Below are 20,384 nucleotides of genomic sequence, written 5' to 3' on the forward strand. Positions count from 1 at the left end.
CGCGCCCGCAGTTGGTCCCGCCGCCGTCGCGACCCGCCTCAGGTGATCCACGAGAGGACCCGCGCGGCGCGGTGCGTCCCCTGGATCGCGGCGACGCGGGCGGCGGAGACCGTCTCGACGACTCCCCGTCGCGCCGCGGTCGCGCTTCGAACCGCGCCGGTTCGGGCGTAGTACGCGGACTTGCGGCCGGCGGCTCCGACGTAGTGTTTCGCCGCCATCCGGATCGGCGCGCGGCGGCCGTCGACCGTGGTCGTCCCCGCGCGAATCGCGTCGAGGACGTCGGCGGCGGTGACGTCGGCGACCGAGTCGCGCCCCTCGATCGCCACCTCGGTGAAGGCCCGACCGACGTAGTTCAATCGGTGTGCGTCGCTCGCGGCCACGCCGGGGTAGTCGTACGTCGCCGCGAAGCGCCGCGCGCGACGGTTCCGGTACCCCGTGAACAGCCACGCGTTGAACGTTTCGACGGCGTCGACCTCGTCGATCACGCCGGTCTCCGCCGCCTCGCCGATCCCGTCGGCCTCGGCACGCTCGTCGGCAGTGACGGCGCCCGACGGGTCGAGCGCTCCGTCGGCGACGGGGATGGCGTTGTCGTCCGGGTTCGGCACGGGGATGTTCCGCTGTCGGACGCCGTGACGCGAGCGCTGGAACGGGTGCGGGACGATCGCCACCCCACCGTGCTCGTGGATCCACGCGATCGTCTCGTCGTACGGGCGGCGGCGCGGCGGCATCCGCTCGACGCCGACCGCGAGGAGGTGGCCGTGCGCGGTCGACACCTCGACGCCGGGGATCCCGATCAGGCCGTACTCAGGGGCCAGCTCCGCCGCCCGCTTCGACTCGCCGATCACGTCGTGGTCGGTGATCACGACCGCGTCGAGACCGATCTCCGCGGCGTGTTCCAGAATCAGCTCCACCGGCTCGTGGCCGTCGTAGCTCTCGTCCGAGTGGACGTGGGGGTCAATGCTGACGGTGACGCGAGACACGTCCGGGCTACGTGACGGGGGATAGTTAAAGGCGCGAAGGACGGTCGAGGGGCCCCGGCTCGGCTCACCCCGATGCGGCGACGCCCGCTTCTCCCGGGTGGCAATACCTTTGACCCGCTGGACGTCCAACGATCGCGGATGCGGACGATCAACGAGACGCTTCAACCCGACGTTCCCTACCTCGTGAGACAGCGGCTCGGCCCCTGGATCACCCGACTCGCACAGCGGGTCGGACAGCCCGAGTACCGGCTCCGAGACACCGAATACGTCGGCACCGTCCGGCGGCCGCTCGACGAGTTCACGGAGACGCTCCGGGAACACGGCTTCGAGTGGGACCCGCTGGCGTGGTATCACCAGCCGCCGGTCGGATCGGAGCCCGACGGGAGCTGGACGTATCAGCGGGCCCCGCTGGCCGACAGACAGATCCACGTCATCCTCATCGCCCACTCGCCGGAGTACGTCGACGTGTTCGCGCACGAGGAGTACAACTGGCTGCGACACCCGATCAAACACCTGCGACAGGTCGGTATCGATCGGGAGGCCGGGAGCGAGGAGATGCGGCGCTGGCTCGAGCGCCACGGAATGGAGGTCGATGACAAGTCGCGTCGCCGTCGCCGGGTCTCACACGCGATACGCGACTGGTACGAGGACCTCGTGTCCCGCGTCCGGTAACGCGCCTACTGCGGACTCGCCGCCACGCAGCCGCCGGCAACGAGTCCCGGCGCGCTCAGCCGAACAGCCCCTTGATCCTGTCGACGACCGACCCTTCCTCGTCGGCCGCCTCGGCCTGCTGCCGTTGTTGTTCCCGCAGCTCGCGGAGCTTCGCGGCCTGGTCGTCGGTCCCCGAGCCGCTCGCGGTCTTCGTCTCGCCGCCCTGCAGGCCCTTCAGCTCCGAGACCGCGTCGTTGACCGTGCCGGACGTCGTCCGCGTCTCCGTGGCGGAGCCGGCGAGCTTCTCGCGGTCGACGTCGACGTCGTCGACCGCGCTCGTGTCGAGCTCCAGCCGGCGGGTCTCGGTGCGCTCGACGCCGCCCCACGTCAGCTCCGCGTCCTCCAGCTCGCGCTCGATGTCGGCCCGGACCTGAGCGTCGGTCACCGTCTCACCGTCACCGCCCGCGGCCCCGTCGACTCCGCCACCGCCCGCACCGGATCCGCCTCCCGCCGCGCCGTCCCCCGCCGCGCCGCCCCCGGCCGCGCCTCCTCCGGCCGCGACGCCCGTCGCGCGCTCGACGCGGTGGGCGACCAGCGCGCCGCCGGTCGCGGCGATGACGGCGACGAGCCCGAGGGTGTACACCGCGACGACCTGCGCGCTGTGGTCCGCCGAGTCGGGGACGTTCCAGTTGTACGGGTACGCCCAGGTGAACAGCCCGACCGCGACGATGGTGATCGCGGCGCCGACGCCGGCGAGGTACAGCATCCGCCGGTCGACCGGCAGGAGGACGACGACGCCGAGGAGGAGGGCCGGCAGGCCGACCGCGGCGGCGACGGCGGCGACCTCGCGGACCGCGTACGTCGACAGCGCCTCGGACGGGAGCGTCGCGCTGTAGAGGAAGACGACGACGCCGATCAGTCCGAGCCCGATCCCGGCGGAGAAGAGTCCGAACCCCGCGTAGACGTCGATCGTCCGGTCCGGGTCGCCGACGTAGCGCCGGTAGTACCCCAGCAGGCGGTTCTCCGCGTTCGACTCGCTCATAGGGGACGGTCTCCGCCGACTCTAATGATTGTTACCCCACGGGAGTCGGACACCGCCCGGGTCACCCCCTGCGTTTTTGAGGGTCCGCGTCCACCCTTCAGGCGATTGCCCGTGTCACTCGAGTGCCCTCGCTGCGGGACGACCCTGTCCACGTTCGCGCTCGGCGGGGCGACGGCGGTCGCCTGCGACGACTGCGGCTACGCCGGCGTCGAGGCCGACCACTCGGGCGAGCCGCGGCTCGTCGAGAGCTGGGAGGAGGCGTTCGCGCGCTTCCAGGAGCAACACGACTGACCATGCCGACCATCGAGATCACCGACGACCACCGCGACCGTATCGAGGCGCTCCGCGAGGAACTGACGGCGGCCCACGCCGGTCCGTACGCGTCCGTCGACACCGGGGACGCGCTCGCGTACCTCCTCGACCTGGCGGACGCCGTCGAGGACCCCGACCGCACTGCGGACCCGGCCGCGCTCGTCGACGACGACCACGGAGAGCGGGGGCCCGGGGCCAAAGACGCCGCTCCCGACCACGCGCCCGCCGCTGGCGACCGCGTCGGGGGGCAGTTCGACCGCGACCGCGCCCGCGAGCGGCTGGAATCTCGCCCGCGGCGGCACAGCGACCCGGACGCCGCGGCGGAGATGGACCTGTACGACATCGCGGCCGCGTTCGACGTGACCGGCCGTAGCGACATGACGAAGGGGGAGACGATCGACGCGATCCTCGACGCGGCCGAGTCGCTGGCGACGGACCCGTTCTCGTGGGTCGACGTCGACCTCGATGACGGCGACGACCGCGACGAGCCGGACGCCGCGGCCGGCGTCGACCGCGACGAGCCGGACGACGCGGCCGGCGGTGCCGAGGAGGAGCCGGCTGCCGAGCCCGAGCCGCAGGCCGACGACGCCGGCGCCAGCCAGCTCGACGCGATGATGAGCCTCCTCGACACGCACGACGACAAGTGGCGCGAGGCGGACGGCGACGCCCGGTACGAGGTCGACCTGCCCGACGGCGCCGTCGAGACGGCGCGCACCAAAGACGACGTGCGCGCGCTGCTGTTTAAGAACTACTGACGCGCACCTCCGAGCCTCCCGCTGAGATCGCGCGCGGGTCGGCGGCGAAAGCGGGGCGGCGACGCCCGGTGATTGGGGGGAGCGTCCCTCTCACGAAACGTTAGGTGCCCGGGGGCGAACACCCTCGTATGACCGAACCGAACGAGGGCGACGGGAACGCCGACGGCGACGTGACCGACCGCGAGCTCGTCGACCGCGCGATCGAGCTGGCCGAGGAGTCGGTGGAGATGGGGAACACCCCGTTCGGGGCGCTCATCGTCGTCGACGACGAGATCGTCAGAGAGGGGCGTAACGAGACGCGGTCGAACGACGACCTCGCGGCGCACCCGGAGCTGACGCTCGCGCGGTGGGCCGGCCGGGAGCTCGACGCCGACGAGCGGGCGCGCTGCACCATGTACGCCAGCACCGAGCCCTGTCCGATGTGCGCGACCGCGATCCACTACGCCGGGATACACCGGGTCGTCTTCGGCGTCTCCGGCGAGACGCTCGACGAGCTCACCGGCGGTGTCGTCACCATCCCCTGCGAGGAGGTGATCCGCCGCGCGGACGGCGAGGCGGTCGTCGAGGGGCCGGTCGCGACCGAGGCCGCGATGGCGCTCCACGAGTCGTTCTACGGAGACGGGCCCACGGAGGAGCCGTAGCGTGCGAGCCGGTCGAAGGCGCCGTAGCGTGCGGACCGGTCGGAGACGGTCCTCGCGATGAGCGGCGTCACCTCTATCGTCGTGGTCGGCGCCGCGGCGATCGACGAGTGGTACGCCGTCAGTAACCTCCCCGAGCCGGACGGCGGCGCGTTCGCGAGCGAGGTGACGACCGCGTTCGGCGGAGTGGGCGCGAACGTCTCCGTCGCGCTCGACCGCCTCGGGCGCGACGTGCGCCTCGTCAGCCGCGTCGGCGACGACGAGTACGGCCGCCGCGCCCGCGAGTACCTCGCCGAGACCGATGTGGACGCCTCGCGCGTGTCGGTCGGCGACGACCCGTCGACCCGCTCCGTCGTCCTCAGCGCGCCCGACGGCGAGCGCGCGATCGTCACGACGGGCGAGAGCTTCCGCGAGCTCCGGCTCGACTCGGCCGACCGCGAGGCGATCGTCGCGGCCGACGTCGTCTTCGTCACCGGTTACACGCCCGACGCCGTCTCGCGCCGCCTTCTCGCCCTCGTCGCGGCGACGGCCGACCCGCCCGCCCTCGTCTTCGACCTCTCCGGGCCGGTCGAGGAGATGGTCGGCCGCGGGACCGAACCGGCGACGGTCCACCGCTTCCTTCACGCCGCCGACCTGTTGGTCGCCGGCGACGTCGCCGCCGCGGCCTACTTCGGCGGATCGACGGCCGCGATCGAGCGGATCGCGGCCGCGCAGCGGGCGCGAGCCGACGCGGCCCGGGGTGACGGGAGCGGCGGCTCCCGCGACGCGACCGACGGCTGGCCGCGCGCGGTCCTCACGCACGGCGCCGACGGGGTGACGGTCCTCGCCGACGGCGACTCCCGGCGCTTCGAGGCGTTCGACGTCGACGTGGTCGACGCGACGGGCGCCGGCGACGCCTTCGTCGCCGGACTGATCGATCAGTGGCTCGCGGGAGAGGGCGGCGGAGTCGGAACCGGCGCCGGGGTCGACGCCACAGGATCCGAGGACATCGCCGAAGGCGCACGCTTCGCGGCCGCTGTCGCCGCGATAAACTGCACGGAGCGGTCGGCCCAGGGCGGGCTTCCGACTCGGGAGGCCGTCGAGCGGTTCCTCAGCGAGCGGGAGTGATTCGCGCGTGAGGCGAGCTTACCGGGCCTCCTCCGCCCGCGCGACGAGCTCGGCGACCCGCTCGGGGTCGACCGGGGCGGTGGTCTCGCCGCCCTCCTTGAGCGCCGTGCCGACGATGACGCCGTCGGCGACCGACAACGCGCCGTCGACCGTCTCGGCGTCGACTCCGCTCCCGACGAGCACCGGCGTGTCGAGCCCGTGCGCTTCGCGCTCGGCGACGACCGCCTCCAGCGCCTCCGGGTCGGTCGCCTCGCCGGTCCCCCGACCGGAGGCGATCACGGCGTCGGCGAGCCCGCGCTCGGCGGTGTCGGCGAACGACTCCGCGGTGTACCCCTCCGCGGAGAGCGGCGCGGAGTGTTTCACGTCGGTGTCGGCGAAGACGCCGACGTCGACGCCGAGCGCGTCTCGCAGTCGGAGCGTCTCGTGCGCCCGCCCCTGTACGATCCCCTGGTCCGTGACGCGGGCGCCGGTGTGGACGTTCACCCGGACGTAGTCGGCGCCGACCGCGGCCGCGACGCTCAGCGCGGCCTCGGCGTCGTTCCGGAGGACGTTGACCCCGAGCGGCAGGTCCGTCTCGGCCGCGACCGCGGTCGCGGCGCGCGTGACCGCCGCGACGACGTGTTTCGGCGCGTCGTCGGGGTAGAAGGGGGCGTCGCCGAAGTTCTCGATCATGATCCCGTCGACGCCGCCGCTGTCGAGGGCGCGGGCGTCGGCCGCGGCAGCGTCGAGCGCGTCCCGCATCGCGCGGGCGCCGTCCGCCGACGCCTTCGGCGCGCCGGGGAGGGGCGGGAGGTGTACCATGCCGATCACCGGCGCGTCCGTGCCGAAGGTGGCCTCGAACTCCATGTCATCGCCCGCGACGCCCGCGCCCCTCATAAGCGTCCCCACACGGTTTAGTCGGCAGCGGTCGAAGGGGCGACCGAAGGACCATGAGCCTCGACGTCGACGACCCCGCGAGTCGGAGCGGCGAGCTGACGCTCGTCCTCTCGCTCGGCACGGCCCGGCGGCTCGCCGACCCCGAAGCGGCGTTCGCCGAGGCCCGCCGGTGGAGTCGGTACGTCGGGGTCGTCGCCAACGACGCCGACGCGGTCGAGCGGTTCGTGCGCGAGCACGGCGTCGAGAACGACTACGCGCTCCGCAACTGGGACAAGTGGGGGACGCTCGGCGACATCTACGCCGAGGCCGACACCCCTCGACACGTGTTCGTGGGGACCTCCGCGTCCGACCGGCGCGTCGCGACCCACGTCGGCTTCGAGTACCGGTCGATCCGCGAGGCGGCCGAGCGGGCCGACTGGGCGCTCGCCGAGCCCGGGTCCGCCGACGACCCCGGCCTCCTCGGGCGCCTCCGGCGCGCGGTGAGCGACCGGCTGGGGTGAGTCGCGTCCGAACTCGGGCTGCCGCGCCGACGATTTATAAACACGACGCGCCGCGGCGCGTGCCTGCGAGCGCCCGTCAGGGCGCGAGACAGCACGCGTGAGGGAGTCGGTCGCCGAGCGAAGCGAGGGCGACCGACGAGGCTGGGGAGGCGTGAGGTGCGGTCGCGGTGCCGTACTGGGCGGGACTCAAAGCGGCAGCTGCGAGGGCGGCGCAGGCGACGGAAGCACCGCAAGGAGTGAGCGAAGCGAGCGACTGAGGCGCGCAGCGAGCCTGCGCCGCCCTCGCGGCTGGGGCTTTGTGGGTGTTCGTGTCGATCGGTCGTTTATAAACAATGAGGTACAGCCGAGCGGCTGGGGCTTTAGAGGTGTTCACCGTCGCTCCGTAGGTATCCAAGTAACGCTGGGCGGCAGGGACTGTGGAGGTGTCCTCTGCTGGATCACCGTTCACGTATCGCCGAGCGGCTGGGGCGTCGGAGACGTTCGCTGCGACTGCAGCGGTCGCGATTTATAAATATGCGATCGCGGTCTCGACGGAATTCGCCGAATCGACGCCCTCGACCTCCACGCATCTCGATAGTTCACCGAAAGTACAAGCCGCTCGTCGCCCAACGGTGAGCCATGCCATCATCGCTCGCGGACGAGCCGGTCGAACACGCGGAGGAGGGAACCGAGCCGCTGACCGACGACGAGTACGCCGAGTACCTCGCAGAGCTCGGTGACGAGTGGACGGTCGTCGACGACCACCACCTGGAGGCGACCTACGAGTTCGACGACTTCGCGGCCGCCCTGGCGTTCACCAACGACGTCGGCGAGCTCGCCGAAGAGGAGTGGCACCACCCGGACCTCCGGCTCTCGTGGGGCGAGGTCGGCGTCGAGATGTGGAGCCACGACATCGGCGGGCTCCACGAGTCCGACTTCGTGATGGCCGCGCGCATGGACCGCATCTACGAGGGATACGGCGACGACTGAGTCTCCGTTCGCCGGAGCGCGGCCGTTCACCGTCTCGCCGAGCCGGCGCGCCAACGAACGGGTTTAAAACCCTCCCGACGGAAGTACGGCCAATGAGCGCGAACGTCTTCCTGGTCCCGATCGACCCGGAGAACTTCGATCGAACGGTCCGGTCCGCTGTCGACCTCACCGAGTACGACGACCGGCCGGACCAGCTCGCGGACCTCGACGAGGCCCGCCTGTGGGCAGTCGACGACGACAGCGGCAACGGCTCCACGTTCGAGAAGATGGAGGAGGGCGACCTCCTGCTGTTCTACCACGACGGCGAGTACCTCGCGACCGGCCGCGTCGGGACGACCTTCGAGGACGAGGACCGCTGGGTCTCCAGCACGTTCTGGACCGCGTTCCCGACGACCCGCGTGTACACGGTCACCGACTTCGCGGACGCCTCCGCCCCGAAGCGCGCGGTCAACGCCATCTTCGACTACTCCGCCTCCTACACCCCCGGCTTCATGCGCGTCGCCGACTCGCGGGTGAACGCCGACCTCTCCTCCATCGAGTCCGCGATCGAGCACTACACGAAGCGGAACGCCTGAGCGCGCCGCCTTTTAAACAGCCGCGAAGCATTCCCTCCCGTCGTCCGTCCTCAGACCGCCTCGAACAGCGCCTCGTACGCCGGCTCGTAGCGCGCTGCGACCCGCTCCGGATCGCCGCGCACGTCGCCGCCGAGCGCCGGCAGGCCGACCGTCGCGACCGGCTCGATCATGTCGGTCACCGTCTCCGTGTGCTCCTCCATCGCGCCTTCGCGGGGGCTCCCCGAGGCGACCGCGCGAGCCCTCGCGTACCTGTCCCCGGCGTAGATCCGCGCTCGGCCGGGGTCGACGACGGCGACCGCGTCGGGCGTCACCGGACCGTCCGGCGAGAGCGGTCCGGCCACGTCCGCGTACGACTCGACGACCACGGGGACCGCCGTCGCCGCGATCCGCTCCGCGAGGCGATCGAACGCCGGGAGGTAGTCGGCGGCCATCACGTCGTTGAACGTCGCCACGTCGTCCACGCGGGTCGCGTCCGCGAGCGGGAGCCGCTCGGCGAGGTCGTCGGGCAGGAGCCCCGCGTCCTCGGCCGCGCCGTTGACGACGAACCGAGTGCCGTCCGCGCCGGTGACGCGGTCGCAGAGGAACGTCCGATCCGTGTCGCCGAGCATTCCGGTCCGCCCGGGTGTCGGCCGCCAGAGCCGGTGGAGGGGGTTGACCGACTCGGGCGCGACCGCCTCTGGGCGGCGCCCCTCGCCGATCGCGGCGAGCGGTCGCGTGCTCGCGGCCGCGAGCCGCCGCGCGTCCTTCCCGTAGAGCCGCCCCGCGTCGCTCGCGATCCGGTAGTCGTCGTGGTCGAACCAGTGGTCGTTTCCGGCGCGGGGCTTGACGCCGACCGCGTCGTCGGCCCGCTCGGCGAGGCTCGCGGTCAGACCTGTCGAGAACGTCGTCTTGCCGGCGTCGACGCGGTCGCCGCCCGCGACGAGCAGGACCGGCGGGTCGCCCTCGGCTTCGTCCCCGATCACGCGTCCCCGTCGCTCGCGTCGTCGCCGTCGCATTCCTCGACGTCCTCGTCGACCGCGTGCTCGGCGACCCCGTAGTAGCCGGGACCGTCCTCCTCCAGCGGCTCCGCGATGACGATGTCCTCGGCGTGGGTCATCACCCAGGGGATCGCCCAGTCGATCAGGACCGCTTCGGTGTCGGGGTCGACCCGCGCGTCCGGCTCCAATCCCTGCAGGAGGCGGGCAATCTCGGGGATCGTGTACAGCAGGTCCGGCTCGAACAGCTCCGCCGGCTCGTAGAACTCGCACGGGTAGGTCGCGTCGAACGTCGACTTCGGTTCGGGCATGGCCGGCGGTACGGCGTCGGCTCCGTAAACGCTGCCGATACGGCCGGCGGTCGCGGGTCAGGAAGCGCGGCCTCGCGGCTCTCGGCGCGCGGCGGGTCGAAAAAACGTCGGGATTCGACGCGCGTCTCGGAGCGCGTCCGGCGTGGAACGTTACTCGAAGAGCTCGACAGCCTGCTCGTAGCGGGCGGACGGCTCCTCCCAGTCGACGACCTCGAAGAAGTTGTCCATGAACTCGCCGCGAGCCGGACCGTAGTCGTGGTAGTAGGAGTGCTCCCAGACGTCCATCGCGAGGATCGGGTGACCGCCCCAGATCGCGCCCTGGTCGTGCTTGTCGACCACGACGTTGCGGAGCTGGTTCGAGAACGTGTCGTAGACGAGCAGCGCCCAGCCGGAGGCGTTGCCGCCGGCCGCCTCGAACTCGCCCTTCCAGGCCTCGTAGGACCCGAAGTCCTCCTCGATCCGGTCGGCGAGCGCGCCCTCGGGCTCGTCGCCGCCCTCGGGGGACATGTTCTGCCAGAACAGGTCGTGGAGGATGTGACCGGACGAGTTGTGGGTCACGTTCCGAATCGCGCCCGCGGACGAGGAGAAGTCGTGCTCCTCGCGGTTGGCTTCGAGCGTCTCTTCGGCCGAGTTCCAGCCGTTCACGTACCCCTGATGGTGGGTGTCGTGGTGCCATTCGAGCACCTGCTCGGAGATGTGCGGTTCCAGCGCGTCGTAGTCGTACGGAAGCGGATCGAGTTCGTAGCTCATCGTTGTATCACCTGTCATGAACATGTACCGGAAACCTGTTAAAGATAATGCGGTGTGTGATACCACACGACACCTGACACGAGTGTTACCGGGCGGTCCCGATCGAGAACGAGAGCGCTGCGGTTCGGGCCGAAACGGCGACGCCGAACGACTCACGGGGTCGCCGCCGTCGCGCGATTGGATGTAACTGAAAATGGTTTCTCAGAGGACGGGGATACGACGCGAATCCCGGCAAGGAACCGCCTCCGGCGCGGTGTGCGCCGCGCCCTTACGATGGGACTGGGATTCGAACCACGGTCGCTCCCTATCGGTCGCTCTCTGATTCGAATCACCGCACGAAACGCGCGCGGCGCGGTGTGCGCCGCGCGCTTACGGTGGGACTGGGATTCGAACCCAGGAAGCCGTGAGGCTACCGGTTTTCAAGACCGGCGCAATAGGCCGCTCTGCCATCCCACCACGTCTTGACGCTCGGTATGGTTGGACTAAGTGGTGTCGGTGTCGACCGCACTCGGTCTGAGGAACGCGGCCCGCGCCGGCCTCCGATCAGTCGAACGCGGCGACGAGCGTTCCCTCCTCGATCGGGTCGCGGCGTTCCGATTCGAACTCCTCGTGACCGGGTTCGAGCGGACGATCGAACTCGACCCGCGCCGCACCCGTCTCGTCGACCGCGTACGAGACCGCGGTGAAGCCGATATCGGCCTCCCACATCCCCCCGTCGTCCACGCCCGCGGTGGCACCGCCGGCGTACCGCAGGTAGACGACGGTCACGTCGCCGGAGCCGTCGAGGACGTCGGTCCGATCGGTGCGGTAGTCGACCCGCAGAATACGACCTGAACCGCTCCGCTCACAGAGCACGTCGTGGCTGAGATACGCCCCCTCGAACGACGGGACCCACTCGACGACGTCGCGCTCGGTGAACGCGGTCGGTGGGTCCGGGTACGGGACCGTCGCCGCAGTCTCCTCCTCACGCGTCTCGTCGCCGACCGTGACCTCGACCGTCTCGCTCTCAACCTCGCACTCGGGACGGTCGGTATCGCCGTCGAACGAGCCGGCGACGCTCGCAGTGTCGCCGTCGGCGGGACCGGTGGGGAATCGATCGACGCAGCCGGCGAGACCGCCCAGGGACGCGGCGACGGCGCGAAGCGCGGATCGTCGTCTCATACCCGGCGTGAGGCTCGGAACCGCGATATACCTTCCAGTGGGACAAACGGTCGTTTCAGTCTCGCACGACCCGCGCGTCTCCGTCCTCGACGACCACGTCCAGCCCGTGTTCGTGGACGAAGGCGGCGGTGTAATCGGGGACGACGCGCTGGGCCGAGAACCGGGCGCGCAACAGCGGAACTGCGTCGAGCAAGTCGTCGCCGTCGACCATCGACGGCGAGGACTCCACGAACTCCACGTCGAGGTCGGCGTCGCGGCCGCGCGCCGCCAGCGTCGGCAGGCTCGGGTCCTCGAACGCCCCGTCGAAGTCGATCGGCGCGGTGAAGCCGGCGTAGTACGTGCGCCCGCGGGTGGAGGGGCCGAGCACGACCTCGTTCGTCCGGAGCTTCATCGCCGCCGAGTCGATCACGGTACGCGAGAGCAGCGGCGCCTGCGGGGTGACGACCGCGACCGAGTCGGCGCCCTCCTCGCGGAGCAGGTGCGTGACGGTGTTGCCCGCGCGCGCGCCGAAGGAGGACCCGACCTGTCGCTCGAAGCGGGCGTCCTCGGTGCCCCCGAGAGTGTCGGCGACGAGCGTGCGGAGTTCGGCCTCGGGGCTCGCGTCGGTGCGGTGTTCCGGAGGGAGGTCGTCGTCGACCGGGTAGTTGACGAGGAGATCGCCGCCGGAGCGGTCGACCGCGAGGACGGCGTCGCGGAACAGCGCCTCGTACAGGTCGGCGGCCTCGGCGGTCGAGAGGGGCGTCGACTCCGCGATTCCGGTCGCGACGAGCCCCTCGCGGGGCGGCTGCGCCATGACGACGACGACGGTCATACTCGAACGAGTCGCCCGCGCGCCTTCAACTCGCCGTTTCGGGACGAAACCGATCGGCCGCTCAGGAGAAGTCGCGCCGCATCGCGATCTCGAACCACGGGCACAGGCGAAGCTGGCGGTACAGCGCCGGGTTCTCGTGGAGGTGCTCGTAGTCGACCCACAGCATGCCGCCGATCTCCGCCTCGTCGGGGTCGAGCGAGGTGTCGTCGAGGGTGACCTTCAGCACCGAGCAGACCTCCCACTCGACGCCCTCGTTGGGGTAGTACCGCTTGTACTCGAACTTGTCCGTCACCCGGAGGTCGCCGTACTGGTCCGGCGTGATCCCCAGCTCCTCCTCGAGGCGCTGTGCGGTCGCGTCCTCTTGCGTCTGCCCCTCGACCGGGTGAGAGGCGACCGTGCCGTCCCAGTGGCCGTCCCACAGCCGCTTCGTCGGCGCGCGCTGGGCCAGGAGGATCCGGCCCTGGGCGTCGTAGACGAGGCAGGTGAACGCCCGGTGGCGGATCCCGTCGCCGGTGTGGGCGTCGAGCCGGTTCACCGTCTCCTGTGCATTGTCGTCGGGATCGACGGCGATCACGTCCTGAAGCGCGTTCTCGTGGTCCGCGTCGGCGTCTCCCCCGCTAGCGGGCTCTCCGGCGGCGGTCGCGTCCTCTGAGCTCATGGCAGATACGTCGATCACCAGGGCTAATAAGCGTTCGATACGCCGGAGCGGGTCGGACCCGACCGCGCCCGCCGGCGGGCGCAGTTCGACAGACGCAGTTCGACGCGCTTAACCGCGTGCCGCGGCTACTTCGCGCGGATGAGTGACCCGGCGCTCGACGTCGTCGAGTTCGTGTTGACGACGCACCTCTACACGGAGAACCGCGACCTCGACGAGAACGATCTCCTCCCTCGTTTCCGTCAGGTATTTTGGTCGGACGCCGCCGCCGAGGACGCGCCCGGCGGCGTCGAGCGACCGCTGAAGGCGACGAGCGAGACGACTCGGACCGCCACCGGCGTCGAGCGACCCTGGGAGGTCGTCTCGGACCTCCTCTTTACCCAGCGCACCGAGTTCTCGGGCGAGATCTCCCTGACGCAGCCCGCGATGGCGCTAGAGTGGTACCGCGACCGCGCCGACGCCGACCGGATCGCCCGGAATCCGACGATCGTCGCCGCGCTCGAGCTCGCCGAAGACCTCGACGCCCCCGTGACCCACGAGGAGGCGCGCGACAACGTACGACCGATTCAGGCCGACCGCGTCTGGATCGACGCCCTGTTAGAGGAGTACTTCGACGAGGACGAGGACGGCGAGATGCTCGATCTGGTCAACGTGCGGGCCCCGGAAGAGATCGAGACGACGCTCGCCGACCTCGTGCTCACCGGCGACCAGGAGGGCGAGATCCAGAAGATCGTGAAGGCGATCGAACACCGCGAGTACCTCGCGAGCATCGGGCTCCGCGAGATCGGGAAGCTGCTGTTCGTCGGTCCGCCGGGAACCGGCAAAACCACCGTCTCGCGGGCGCTCGCCCACGAGCTGGGCATTCCGCTCGTCGAGGTGAAGATGTCGATGATCACCAGCCAGTACCTCGGCGAGACGGCCAAGAACGTCGAGAAGACGTTCGAAGTCGCCAAGCGGCTCTCCCCGTGTATCCTCTTCATCGACGAGTTCGACTCGGTCGCGAAGACCCGCCGCTCCGACGAGCACGCCGCGCTCAAGCGCGCGGTCAACACCCTCCTCAAGTCGATCGACGAGGTGTCGCTCGTGCGCGACGAGGTGCTCCTCATCGGCGCGACGAACCACCCCGATCAGCTCGACGCGGCCGCGTGGCGCCGCTTCGACGAGATCGTCAACTTCCCCAAGCCGGACCGCGACATGCGCGCGGACATCCTCCGGGTCGTCACCCGCGAGATGAAGATCGCCGACTTCGACCCCGAGGAGGTCGCAGACCGGACGAGCGGGCTCACGGGGTCGGACCTCCGGATGGTGCTGCGCGAGGCCGTCCTCGGCGCGCTCACGGAGGACCGGATGACGATCACGCAGGAGGACGTGATGGAGGCCGTCGCGGACTTCGAGGAGCGCGACAACCTCAAGAACATGGACATGATCGACGGCGAGGGCGCCGAGGTGCTCGGCGAGACGAACTCGGGCGACCAGGACCACACGCACGAGGGCGAGCCGTCGCACGGGGACGCGGCCCACGACCACGGCGCGCACAGCCACTCGCACGACTGACGTCTCTTCCCCTCCCGCGGTCCGAGCCGATTCGTCCCCTCTCTACTCCTCCCGCCTCACACCGACCACCGTGTAGTCGAAGCCGCGGTCGACGATCCGGGGATCGAACCCGGCGTCGTCGAGCCCGGCCGCGAGGCCCCGCGGCGGCTGGAATCGCGACCCCATCCCGATCACGTGCTCGGCGGCGACGAGCGCGCGTCCCAGCGGGTGGTCGGGATCGAACTCCCGGATCACGAGCGCGCCGCCCGGCGCGAGCACCCGCGCGGCCTCCCGGACCGCGGCCTGCTGATCGGGCAGGTGGTGGAACGCGTCGACGATCGTCACCGCGTCGATCACGCCGTCCCGGAACGGGAGCCGCCCCGCGTCGCCGGCGACGGCGGAGAGTCCCCGACCCTCGCGGGCGCGCCCGAGCATTCCGACCGAGGCGTCGACGACGGTTTTCTCGGGACCGGTCAGCGCGGCGGCCGCCCGCCCGGAGCCGCCGCCGACGTCGAGCAACCGGTCGATCGGTCGCGTCGCGTGGGCCAGTCCCGCGGCCAACACCTCCCCGTTCGCCGGCGGCATGACGCGGTCGTACAGGGGTGCGATCCGGTCGAAGAAGCCGACGTCGCCGAGGCCGTACATGGTCGCTCCTGGCCGCGAGCCTACTTAAATGACCCCGCAGGCGCCCCGCTCCGCATTTACGTGGACGGGACGTACCGGAACCATGGAGTACGCGGTCGTGGGCGAACCGGGCGACGGGGCGACGCTGCGGCTCGACTACCGGGCGTTCGCTTACGCCGGCAAGTTCGTCGTCGGGGCGCCGGGGAAGGCCGTCCTCCGGACGCGAGACGGCTCGCCGGCGGTCCCGGACTGGGAGCCCGACGAACCGCTCCCGGAGACGGTCGCGGCCGAGGAGTTCGAGGACGACGTGGTCGCCGCGGTCTCCTTCTCGCCGGACCGCACCGATCCCAACCGCTGCCGCCTCCGCTACGTCACCGTCCACGTCGCTCGCCGGGGCGAGGGGATCGGCCCGCGGCTCGTCGACCGGACCGTCTCGCACTTGGCCGCCGACGGCTACGACCGGGTGCGGATCGCCGTGAACAACCCGTTCGCCTACGCGGCGCTTTATAAATGCGGCTTCGGGTACACCGGCGAGCGGACCGGCCTCGCCGAACTGGAGCTGGAGCGACCGGCGGCCGAGCCAGCCCTGGGGACCGGCCCAGACGGGGAGGGCGCCCCAGACGGGGAGGACGACCCGGACGGGAGGGGCGCCTCGGACGGGGAGGACGACCCGGCCGGAGAGCGGTACCGCGCCGGGCTCCGCGCCTTCCGCGAGGGCGACCGCGACCTCGACTCCCGCGAGCGAGAGTTCATCACGGACCGGCTCGGGGAGGGTGGGGAGATCGGGTAGACGACCGGCTCAGTTCAGCGCCCAGATGCCGTAGTTGAGCGCGGTCGCGAAACAGACCCACGCGAGGTAGGGGACCAACAGGAGCGCGGCCCGGCGGTCGACCCGGTCGAAGGCGGCGATCGTCGCGACGACGAGCGGCACGAGCGCGATCAGCACGGCGAGCCCGATGTCGGCGCGTTCGAGCCCCCAGAAGGCGGGCGACCACGCGACGTTGAGGCCGAGCTGGACGACGAACAGCCCGAGCGCGGTCCGGGCGTCGCGCGCGACTTCCGGCGCGTCGGCGACGCCGACCGCGTCCCGGCCGCGACGGTAGACGAGGGCCGCGGCGATCCCGAGCAGCGCGTACAGGACCGGCCAGACGACGCCGAACGCCCAGCTCGGGGGGTAGTACCACGGGAGTTCCAGCCCGGCGAACCACGCGCTCTCGGTCGCGGTGAAGGGGACGCCGATCGCGCCGATCAGATTGACGGCGACCGCGGCGCCGACGAACAGGAGGGCGTCTCGACGGTCCGGCAGTCGAGCGCGAACGGAGGTTGCCATGGGGTACCGTACGCGGCTCGAGCGGTTAAAGTACGCCGCCGTTCCGCGGCTCAGATCTCGTCGTAGTCCTCCCGGAACGTCTCCAGCGTCGCCGCGAGCACGCCGATGACGATCGGGCCGACGAACAGGCCGGTGAACCCGACCGAGTAGATCCCGCCGAACACGCCGAGGAGGATCACCGCCGGGTTCAGGTGCGCCTGCTGGTCGATGACGATGGGGCGGGCGTAGTTGTCCACCAGCGCGATGACGAACACGCCGTACAGCGCGAGCAACACGCCGGCCGTGACCTGGTCGACGGCGACGAGGTACGCCGCCGCCGGGCCCCAGACGAAGAACGCCCCGATCAGCGGCAGCAGCGCCAGCACGGCCATGACGAACGTCCAGAAGACGACGTTGGGGATGCCGACCGCCCAGAGGCCGACGCCCGCGACCACCGCCTGGAGCAGCGCCACGACGATGTGGCCGATCACCACGCCGCGGGTCATCGCGTCGACGCGGTCGACGAGGTCGGCCGTCACGTCCGCGGGAAGCGGGCTCGTCGACCGGATCCACCGCACGAACGCCGGCCCGTCGAGCAGCGTGTAGTAGACGAGGAACAGCGCCAGCGAGATCCCGACGGACACGCGGAGCGTCGTGGTGACGACCCCGCTCACCCCGCCGAACAGCACGTCGACGAGGACCTGTCCGGCCGTGGTCAGGAAGTCGCCGACCTCGATCGACAGGCCGGTCACCGACGCGATCTGCGCCTCGATCGCCGCGACCTCGATGTCGGTGTTCCCCCGCGCGATCGCCGTCAGGTCACGGACGAACACCCACGAGATGTACGCGAGCGGGATGACGACGGCGACGATTGACCCGACGACGAGCGAGAGGCCCGACAGCATCCGGCTCAGGCGACGCGACACCGACCCCCGGACGCGACCCGCCAACGTCGCCTGGATCCCGTTCGAGAGTCGCACGTGGAAGGGATAGAGGACGTACGCGAGGATCGCCGACGCGACGACGTACTCGACGAACGGGAGGATGATAAAGAGCGTCAACAGCGCGACCGTGCCGATCAGGAGGAGGAGAAACGACTGACCGCGGTTCATGCCGGGCACTCTCACCGCCGAGGTATAAACGTAGTCGGCTCTCGGTCCGGGGGAGCCGAAGTGACGTTACGGGACTCGCTGCGCCTCGCCGGGGCTCGCTGCGCCTCGCTACGCGCTCGCCTCGTCCTCGTCGAGTCCTGGGGCGACCGCCGGATCGACGTCCTCGGGCTCCTCGGTCCCGCCGCCGACGACCGTCTCGCCGTCGTCCGTCTCGACGTACACGTCGTCGGCGAAGCCGGCGAGCGCGTTCTCGTACTCGGGCGTCTCCAGTCGCTCCGGGGTCTCCGGCGCGTCGGCGACGCCCTCGATCGGCCGGAAGTCGCCCAGCGGGTCGTCGATCGTGATCCCGTGGTCGGCGAAGAACGCCTCGTAGCGGCGGTAGTGTTCCTCCAGCTCGTCGGCCGGGATCTCCATCATCTCCGTCCAGCCGTGGTTGAAGAAGTCGAAGTTGGCCTGGACGTGCGTGATCTCGCGGGCCTCGGCCTCCGGGAAGCCGGCCTCCAAGGCCGCGACGTACGCGTCCATCGTCGCGTCGAAGAAGTCGTCGAGGTGATCGCGCCGCTCCTCCCGCCGCTCCTCGTCGGCCTTGTTGAGGAAGATGCTCGTGTGGAGGTCGACCAGTTTGTCGTTCGCGACGTCGCCGACGACCGGCGTCGTCAACGCCTTTTTCGCGGCCCAGTGGCGGATGTTCTGCCGGATCTTCATACGCCTCGTAGGGCCGGGACGGCCTTGAATCTGTGGCGTCTCGTCCCCCGATCCGACGCGGCCGAGAGGGCGATCCTCCGTCGCTTCGCGCGACGGAACCGTTATTGGGTAGTATACACAATACTACGGTGGGATGAACGCGAACGATGCCGACGACTGGGCGCGACGGATCGAACGAGAGCGCCGCGCGAAGGAGGAACAGTTCCGGGAGTCGGCGCGGTCGCCGTTGCCGATCGAGATGCGCGGCGACGCGTTCCACGGGCTCTCCTACTACGACCCCGACCCGACGTACCGGTTCGTGCTCCCGCTTCACGAGCACGACGAGAAGGAGACGATATCCGTCGAAACCACCGCAGACGGCGAGCAGACGTACCGGAGGTGGGGCGAGTTCAGGTTCGAGCTCGACGGCGACACGCACTCGCTGCAGGCGTACCGTCCGACTGACGGCTCGGACCGGTTCTGGATACCGTTCCGCGACGAGACCAACGGCGAGGAGACGTACGGGGCGGGGCGGTACCTCGATCTCACGCCCGATCGCGACCGCGTCGACGGCGAGTGGACGCTCGATTTCAACGTCGCGTACAACCCCACCTGCGCGTACAACCACGCCTACGAGTGTCCGCTGACGCCCACGGAGAACTGGCTCGACGCTCGGATCGAGGCCGGCGAGCGAGACTTCCCCGCAGACCCCGCCGGTGCTGGCGATCACGGAGGGGAATAACCCCGAGCGCACGAGTATCAGGGTTGTCAACGCGGATGGCAACCCACATTAACCCCGAATCCGAACGGCCGCACATGAGCGATTCGTACGTGATCATCGGGGACGGTATCGCGGGTGCGTCCGCGGCCGAGACGCTCCGCGAGGAATCGCCTGACGCCGAGATCACGGTTCTCACCGACGAGGGAGAGTCCCTCTACAACCGGATCCTGATCAAAGAGTACGCCAAGGGGAAGCTCCCCGAGGCGCCGATCTCGATCCACCAAGAGGGGTGGTACGACGACCACGACGTCGACCTCCGGCTCAACACGGTCGTCGTCGACATCGACATCGAACACGACGCCGTCCACACCCACGAGGGCGAGACGTTCGAGTACGACACCCTGCTGCTCGCGATCGGCGGCACCCCCCAGCAGCTGCCGGTCGCGAACGCCGACGCGGACGGGATCCACCACTTCTGGACGTTCCAGGACGCCCGCCGGATCAAAGCGAGCGTCGAGGGCGCCGAGAAGGCGGTCATCGTCGGGGCCGGCCTCCTCGGGATCGACTTCGCGGCCATCTGCGGCGCGCAGGACGTCGAGGCGAAGTACCTGATGCGCGGCGACACCTGGTGGCGCTACGCGCTCTCGGAAGAGGGCGCGGAGATCATGCACGACGCGATGCGCGAGCGCGGCGTCGAGCCCGTCTTCGGCTCCGGCGTCGATCACTTCGAGGTCGACGACGAGGGCCGCGTCGAGGCCGCGGTCGACCCGAACGGCGAGCGCTACGAGTGCGACTTCGCCGGCGTCGCCATCGGCCTGAACTTCAACACCGAGCTCGTCGAGGACACGCCGCTGGAGACGGAGAACGGCATCGTCGTCGACGAGTTCATGCGCACCAACGTCGACAACGTGTTCGCGGCCGGCGACATCACCACCTTCAACGACCTCGTTCTCGGCGAGCGGGCGAAGAACGGGTCGTGGGGCTCGGCGAAAGAGCAGGGAACGATCGCCGCCCGCAACATGATCGAGTACGGGAGCGAGCCGTTCGAGTGGGTCTCCTCGTACTCGATCACGCACTTCGACTTCCCGTTCCTCTCGTTCGGCCACCCGACGCTGGGCGACGACTCGGTCGAGGCGACCACCGCAGAGGGCGAGTGGCGCCGCGTGGCCCTCAAGGACGGCAAGGTCGTCGGCGGCGTCCTCATCGGCGACCTCTCGCCGCAGTCTGCATTTAAACAGCTCATGCGCGAGGGCCGCGACGTGAGCGAACAGACGGACCTCCTCATGGAGCCCGGGTTCTCCGTCGACGACCTGGCCGCGACGACCGAACAGTAG

General features: G+C 70.4%; 25 protein-coding genes and 1 tRNA gene. 12 read left to right on the top strand and 14 right to left on the bottom strand.

The features are described 5' to 3' along the window. Positions 1-38: 38 nt before the first annotated feature. On the bottom strand, positions 39-980 hold the full coding sequence (locus R6U01_RS09590; RefSeq protein WP_410286233.1) for a CehA/McbA family metallohydrolase: 942 nt from the start codon (positions 978-980) through the stop codon (positions 39-41). Positions 981-1,118: 138 nt separating this feature from the next. On the opposite strand from R6U01_RS09590, the gene R6U01_RS09595 reads away from it, so the two are divergent. After that, positions 1,119-1,652, top strand: a complete 534-nt coding sequence (locus R6U01_RS09595) for a hypothetical protein (RefSeq protein ID WP_410286234.1) — start codon at positions 1,119-1,121, stop codon at positions 1,650-1,652. Between the two features lie 55 nt (positions 1,653-1,707). Here the strand turns inward: R6U01_RS09595 and R6U01_RS09600 are convergent, their stop codons facing one another. Beyond that, on the bottom strand, positions 1,708-2,673 hold the full coding sequence (locus R6U01_RS09600; RefSeq protein WP_410286235.1) for a permease: 966 nt from the start codon (positions 2,671-2,673) through the stop codon (positions 1,708-1,710). A gap of 111 nt (positions 2,674-2,784) precedes the next feature. Here R6U01_RS09600 and R6U01_RS09605 point away from each other — a divergent pair, with 111 nt between their 5' ends. The 4 genes from R6U01_RS09605 (at position 2,785) to R6U01_RS09620 (ending at position 5,485) form a co-directional block, all read left to right on the top strand. After that, positions 2,785-2,964: a zf-TFIIB domain-containing protein gene (locus R6U01_RS09605; protein WP_410286236.1), complete on the top strand. Its 180-nt coding sequence runs from the start codon at positions 2,785-2,787 to the stop codon at positions 2,962-2,964. 2 nt (positions 2,965-2,966) lie between these two features. Continuing rightward, positions 2,967-3,740: a hypothetical protein gene (locus R6U01_RS09610; RefSeq protein ID WP_410286237.1), complete on the top strand. Its 774-nt coding sequence runs from the start codon at positions 2,967-2,969 to the stop codon at positions 3,738-3,740. Between the two features lie 128 nt (positions 3,741-3,868). Next, positions 3,869-4,381, top strand: a complete 513-nt coding sequence (locus tag R6U01_RS09615; RefSeq protein ID WP_410286238.1) for a nucleoside deaminase — start codon at positions 3,869-3,871, stop codon at positions 4,379-4,381. A gap of 57 nt (positions 4,382-4,438) precedes the next feature. Then, positions 4,439-5,485, top strand: coding sequence for a PfkB family carbohydrate kinase (locus R6U01_RS09620; protein WP_410286239.1), 1,047 nt, complete (start codon positions 4,439-4,441; stop codon positions 5,483-5,485). Between the two features lie 18 nt (positions 5,486-5,503). Here the strand turns inward: R6U01_RS09620 and R6U01_RS09625 are convergent, their stop codons facing one another. Continuing rightward, positions 5,504-6,331: a BtpA/SgcQ family protein gene (locus R6U01_RS09625; protein WP_410286240.1), complete on the bottom strand. Its 828-nt coding sequence runs from the start codon at positions 6,329-6,331 to the stop codon at positions 5,504-5,506. 83 nt (positions 6,332-6,414) lie between these two features. Between R6U01_RS09625 and R6U01_RS09630 the strand changes: the two genes are divergently transcribed. The 3 genes from R6U01_RS09630 to R6U01_RS09640 all read left to right on the top strand — a co-directional run bounded on the left by R6U01_RS09630 (position 6,415) and on the right by R6U01_RS09640 (position 8,405). Then, a complete protein-coding gene (locus tag R6U01_RS09630) occupies positions 6,415-6,861 on the top strand; it encodes a hypothetical protein (RefSeq protein WP_410286241.1) in 447 nt (148 codons plus the stop codon). Positions 6,862-7,479: 618 nt separating this feature from the next. After that, positions 7,480-7,830, top strand: a complete 351-nt coding sequence (locus R6U01_RS09635) for a 4a-hydroxytetrahydrobiopterin dehydratase (protein WP_410286242.1) — start codon at positions 7,480-7,482, stop codon at positions 7,828-7,830. Between the two features lie 92 nt (positions 7,831-7,922). Beyond that, the gene (locus R6U01_RS09640; RefSeq protein ID WP_410286243.1) at positions 7,923-8,405 is read left to right on the top strand and encodes a hypothetical protein; all 483 of its coding nucleotides are present in this window, start codon (positions 7,923-7,925) and stop codon (positions 8,403-8,405) included. A 50-nt stretch (positions 8,406-8,455) separates the two neighbouring features. On the opposite strand, the gene R6U01_RS09645 is transcribed toward R6U01_RS09640, so the two are convergent. From R6U01_RS09645 to R6U01_RS09675, 7 genes are all read right to left on the bottom strand, one after another. Then, the gene (locus tag R6U01_RS09645) at positions 8,456-9,367 is read right to left on the bottom strand and encodes an ATPase (RefSeq protein WP_410286244.1); all 912 of its coding nucleotides are present in this window, start codon (positions 9,365-9,367) and stop codon (positions 8,456-8,458) included. Beyond that, entirely contained in the window at positions 9,364-9,690 is a 327-nt protein-coding gene (locus R6U01_RS09650; protein ID WP_410286245.1) for a DUF5827 family protein, read from the bottom strand. Before R6U01_RS09650 ends, R6U01_RS09645 begins: the two co-directional genes overlap by 4 nt. Before the next feature lie 150 nt (positions 9,691-9,840). Then, positions 9,841-10,440, bottom strand: a complete 600-nt coding sequence (sod, locus tag R6U01_RS09655; protein ID WP_410286268.1) for a superoxide dismutase — start codon at positions 10,438-10,440, stop codon at positions 9,841-9,843. A gap of 372 nt (positions 10,441-10,812) precedes the next feature. Then, positions 10,813-10,896: transfer RNA gene (locus R6U01_RS09660), tRNA-Ser, on the bottom strand. Between the two features lie 87 nt (positions 10,897-10,983). After that, complete coding sequence (locus tag R6U01_RS09665) at positions 10,984-11,601, bottom strand: hypothetical protein (RefSeq protein ID WP_410286246.1); 618 nt, start codon at positions 11,599-11,601, stop codon at positions 10,984-10,986. A 55-nt stretch (positions 11,602-11,656) separates the two neighbouring features. After that, complete coding sequence (locus R6U01_RS09670; protein ID WP_410286247.1) at positions 11,657-12,412, bottom strand: DUF2064 domain-containing protein; 756 nt, start codon at positions 12,410-12,412, stop codon at positions 11,657-11,659. 61 nt (positions 12,413-12,473) lie between these two features. Beyond that, entirely contained in the window at positions 12,474-13,070 is a 597-nt protein-coding gene (locus R6U01_RS09675) for an NUDIX hydrolase (protein ID WP_410286248.1), read from the bottom strand. A gap of 138 nt (positions 13,071-13,208) precedes the next feature. Here R6U01_RS09675 and R6U01_RS09680 point away from each other — a divergent pair, with 138 nt between their 5' ends. After that, positions 13,209-14,621: an ATP-binding protein gene (locus R6U01_RS09680; RefSeq protein ID WP_410286249.1), complete on the top strand. Its 1,413-nt coding sequence runs from the start codon at positions 13,209-13,211 to the stop codon at positions 14,619-14,621. Between the two features lie 42 nt (positions 14,622-14,663). Here R6U01_RS09680 and R6U01_RS09685 read toward each other — a convergent pair whose 3' ends face one another. Beyond that, on the bottom strand, positions 14,664-15,245 hold the full coding sequence (locus R6U01_RS09685) for a class I SAM-dependent methyltransferase (RefSeq protein WP_410286250.1): 582 nt from the start codon (positions 15,243-15,245) through the stop codon (positions 14,664-14,666). Between the two features lie 82 nt (positions 15,246-15,327). Between R6U01_RS09685 and R6U01_RS09690 the strand changes: the two genes are divergently transcribed. Next, positions 15,328-16,014 carry a GNAT family N-acetyltransferase gene (locus R6U01_RS09690; RefSeq protein ID WP_410286251.1) on the top strand — a complete coding sequence of 229 codons (687 nt, stop codon included), beginning with the start codon at positions 15,328-15,330 and terminating at the stop codon, positions 16,012-16,014. 9 nt (positions 16,015-16,023) lie between these two features. Here R6U01_RS09690 and R6U01_RS09695 read toward each other — a convergent pair whose 3' ends face one another. The 3 genes from R6U01_RS09695 to R6U01_RS09705 form a co-directional block, all read right to left on the bottom strand. Next, positions 16,024-16,554, bottom strand: a complete 531-nt coding sequence (locus R6U01_RS09695) for a TspO/MBR family protein (RefSeq protein ID WP_410286252.1) — start codon at positions 16,552-16,554, stop codon at positions 16,024-16,026. A gap of 50 nt (positions 16,555-16,604) precedes the next feature. After that, positions 16,605-17,645 carry an AI-2E family transporter gene (locus R6U01_RS09700; RefSeq protein ID WP_410286253.1) on the bottom strand — a complete coding sequence of 347 codons (1,041 nt, stop codon included), beginning with the start codon at positions 17,643-17,645 and terminating at the stop codon, positions 16,605-16,607. 108 nt (positions 17,646-17,753) lie between these two features. After that, positions 17,754-18,350 carry a DUF6149 family protein gene (locus R6U01_RS09705; protein ID WP_410286254.1) on the bottom strand — a complete coding sequence of 199 codons (597 nt, stop codon included), beginning with the start codon at positions 18,348-18,350 and terminating at the stop codon, positions 17,754-17,756. Positions 18,351-18,483: 133 nt separating this feature from the next. On the opposite strand from R6U01_RS09705, the gene R6U01_RS09710 reads away from it, so the two are divergent. Continuing rightward, positions 18,484-19,071 (top strand): DUF1684 domain-containing protein, encoded by a 588-nt coding sequence (locus R6U01_RS09710; RefSeq protein ID WP_410286255.1) that lies wholly within the window; start codon positions 18,484-18,486, stop codon positions 19,069-19,071. 74 nt (positions 19,072-19,145) lie between these two features. Then, positions 19,146-20,384: an NAD(P)/FAD-dependent oxidoreductase gene (locus R6U01_RS09715; RefSeq protein ID WP_410286256.1), complete on the top strand. Its 1,239-nt coding sequence runs from the start codon at positions 19,146-19,148 to the stop codon at positions 20,382-20,384.

This window comes from Halorubrum sp., assembly GCF_046498025.1.
Taxonomy (GTDB): domain Archaea; phylum Halobacteriota; class Halobacteria; order Halobacteriales; family Haloferacaceae; genus Halorubrum.

Excerpts from the sequence above, each read along its gene's own strand:
- R6U01_RS09595 (WP_410286234.1), top strand. The coding sequence starts at position 1,119 with ATGCGGACGATCAACGAGACGCTTCAACCCGACGTTCCCTACCTCGTG.
- R6U01_RS09600 (WP_410286235.1), bottom strand. The coding sequence starts at position 2,673 with ATGAGCGAGTCGAACGCGGAGAACCGCCTGCTGGGGTACTACCGGCGC.
- R6U01_RS09610 (WP_410286237.1), top strand. The coding sequence starts at position 2,967 with ATGCCGACCATCGAGATCACCGACGACCACCGCGACCGTATCGAGGCG.
- R6U01_RS09615 (WP_410286238.1), top strand. The coding sequence starts at position 3,869 with ATGACCGAACCGAACGAGGGCGACGGGAACGCCGACGGCGACGTGACC.
- R6U01_RS09620 (WP_410286239.1), top strand. The coding sequence starts at position 4,439 with ATGAGCGGCGTCACCTCTATCGTCGTGGTCGGCGCCGCGGCGATCGAC.
- R6U01_RS09625 (WP_410286240.1), bottom strand. The coding sequence starts at position 6,331 with ATGGAGTTCGAGGCCACCTTCGGCACGGACGCGCCGGTGATCGGCATG.
- R6U01_RS09630 (WP_410286241.1), top strand. The coding sequence starts at position 6,415 with ATGAGCCTCGACGTCGACGACCCCGCGAGTCGGAGCGGCGAGCTGACG.
- R6U01_RS09635 (WP_410286242.1), top strand. The coding sequence starts at position 7,480 with ATGCCATCATCGCTCGCGGACGAGCCGGTCGAACACGCGGAGGAGGGA.
- R6U01_RS09640 (WP_410286243.1), top strand. The coding sequence starts at position 7,923 with ATGAGCGCGAACGTCTTCCTGGTCCCGATCGACCCGGAGAACTTCGAT.
- R6U01_RS09650 (WP_410286245.1), bottom strand. The coding sequence starts at position 9,690 with ATGCCCGAACCGAAGTCGACGTTCGACGCGACCTACCCGTGCGAGTTC.
- sod (WP_410286268.1), bottom strand. The coding sequence starts at position 10,440 with ATGAGCTACGAACTCGATCCGCTTCCGTACGACTACGACGCGCTGGAA.
- R6U01_RS09665 (WP_410286246.1), bottom strand. The coding sequence starts at position 11,601 with ATGAGACGACGATCCGCGCTTCGCGCCGTCGCCGCGTCCCTGGGCGGT.
- R6U01_RS09670 (WP_410286247.1), bottom strand. The coding sequence starts at position 12,412 with ATGACCGTCGTCGTCGTCATGGCGCAGCCGCCCCGCGAGGGGCTCGTC.
- R6U01_RS09675 (WP_410286248.1), bottom strand. The coding sequence starts at position 13,070 with ATGAGCTCAGAGGACGCGACCGCCGCCGGAGAGCCCGCTAGCGGGGGA.
- R6U01_RS09680 (WP_410286249.1), top strand. The coding sequence starts at position 13,209 with ATGAGTGACCCGGCGCTCGACGTCGTCGAGTTCGTGTTGACGACGCAC.
- R6U01_RS09685 (WP_410286250.1), bottom strand. The coding sequence starts at position 15,245 with ATGTACGGCCTCGGCGACGTCGGCTTCTTCGACCGGATCGCACCCCTG.
- R6U01_RS09690 (WP_410286251.1), top strand. The coding sequence starts at position 15,328 with ATGGAGTACGCGGTCGTGGGCGAACCGGGCGACGGGGCGACGCTGCGG.
- R6U01_RS09695 (WP_410286252.1), bottom strand. The coding sequence starts at position 16,554 with ATGGCAACCTCCGTTCGCGCTCGACTGCCGGACCGTCGAGACGCCCTC.
- R6U01_RS09700 (WP_410286253.1), bottom strand. The coding sequence starts at position 17,645 with ATGAACCGCGGTCAGTCGTTTCTCCTCCTCCTGATCGGCACGGTCGCG.
- R6U01_RS09705 (WP_410286254.1), bottom strand. The coding sequence starts at position 18,350 with ATGAAGATCCGGCAGAACATCCGCCACTGGGCCGCGAAAAAGGCGTTG.
- R6U01_RS09710 (WP_410286255.1), top strand. The coding sequence starts at position 18,484 with ATGAACGCGAACGATGCCGACGACTGGGCGCGACGGATCGAACGAGAG.
- R6U01_RS09715 (WP_410286256.1), top strand. The coding sequence starts at position 19,146 with ATGAGCGATTCGTACGTGATCATCGGGGACGGTATCGCGGGTGCGTCC.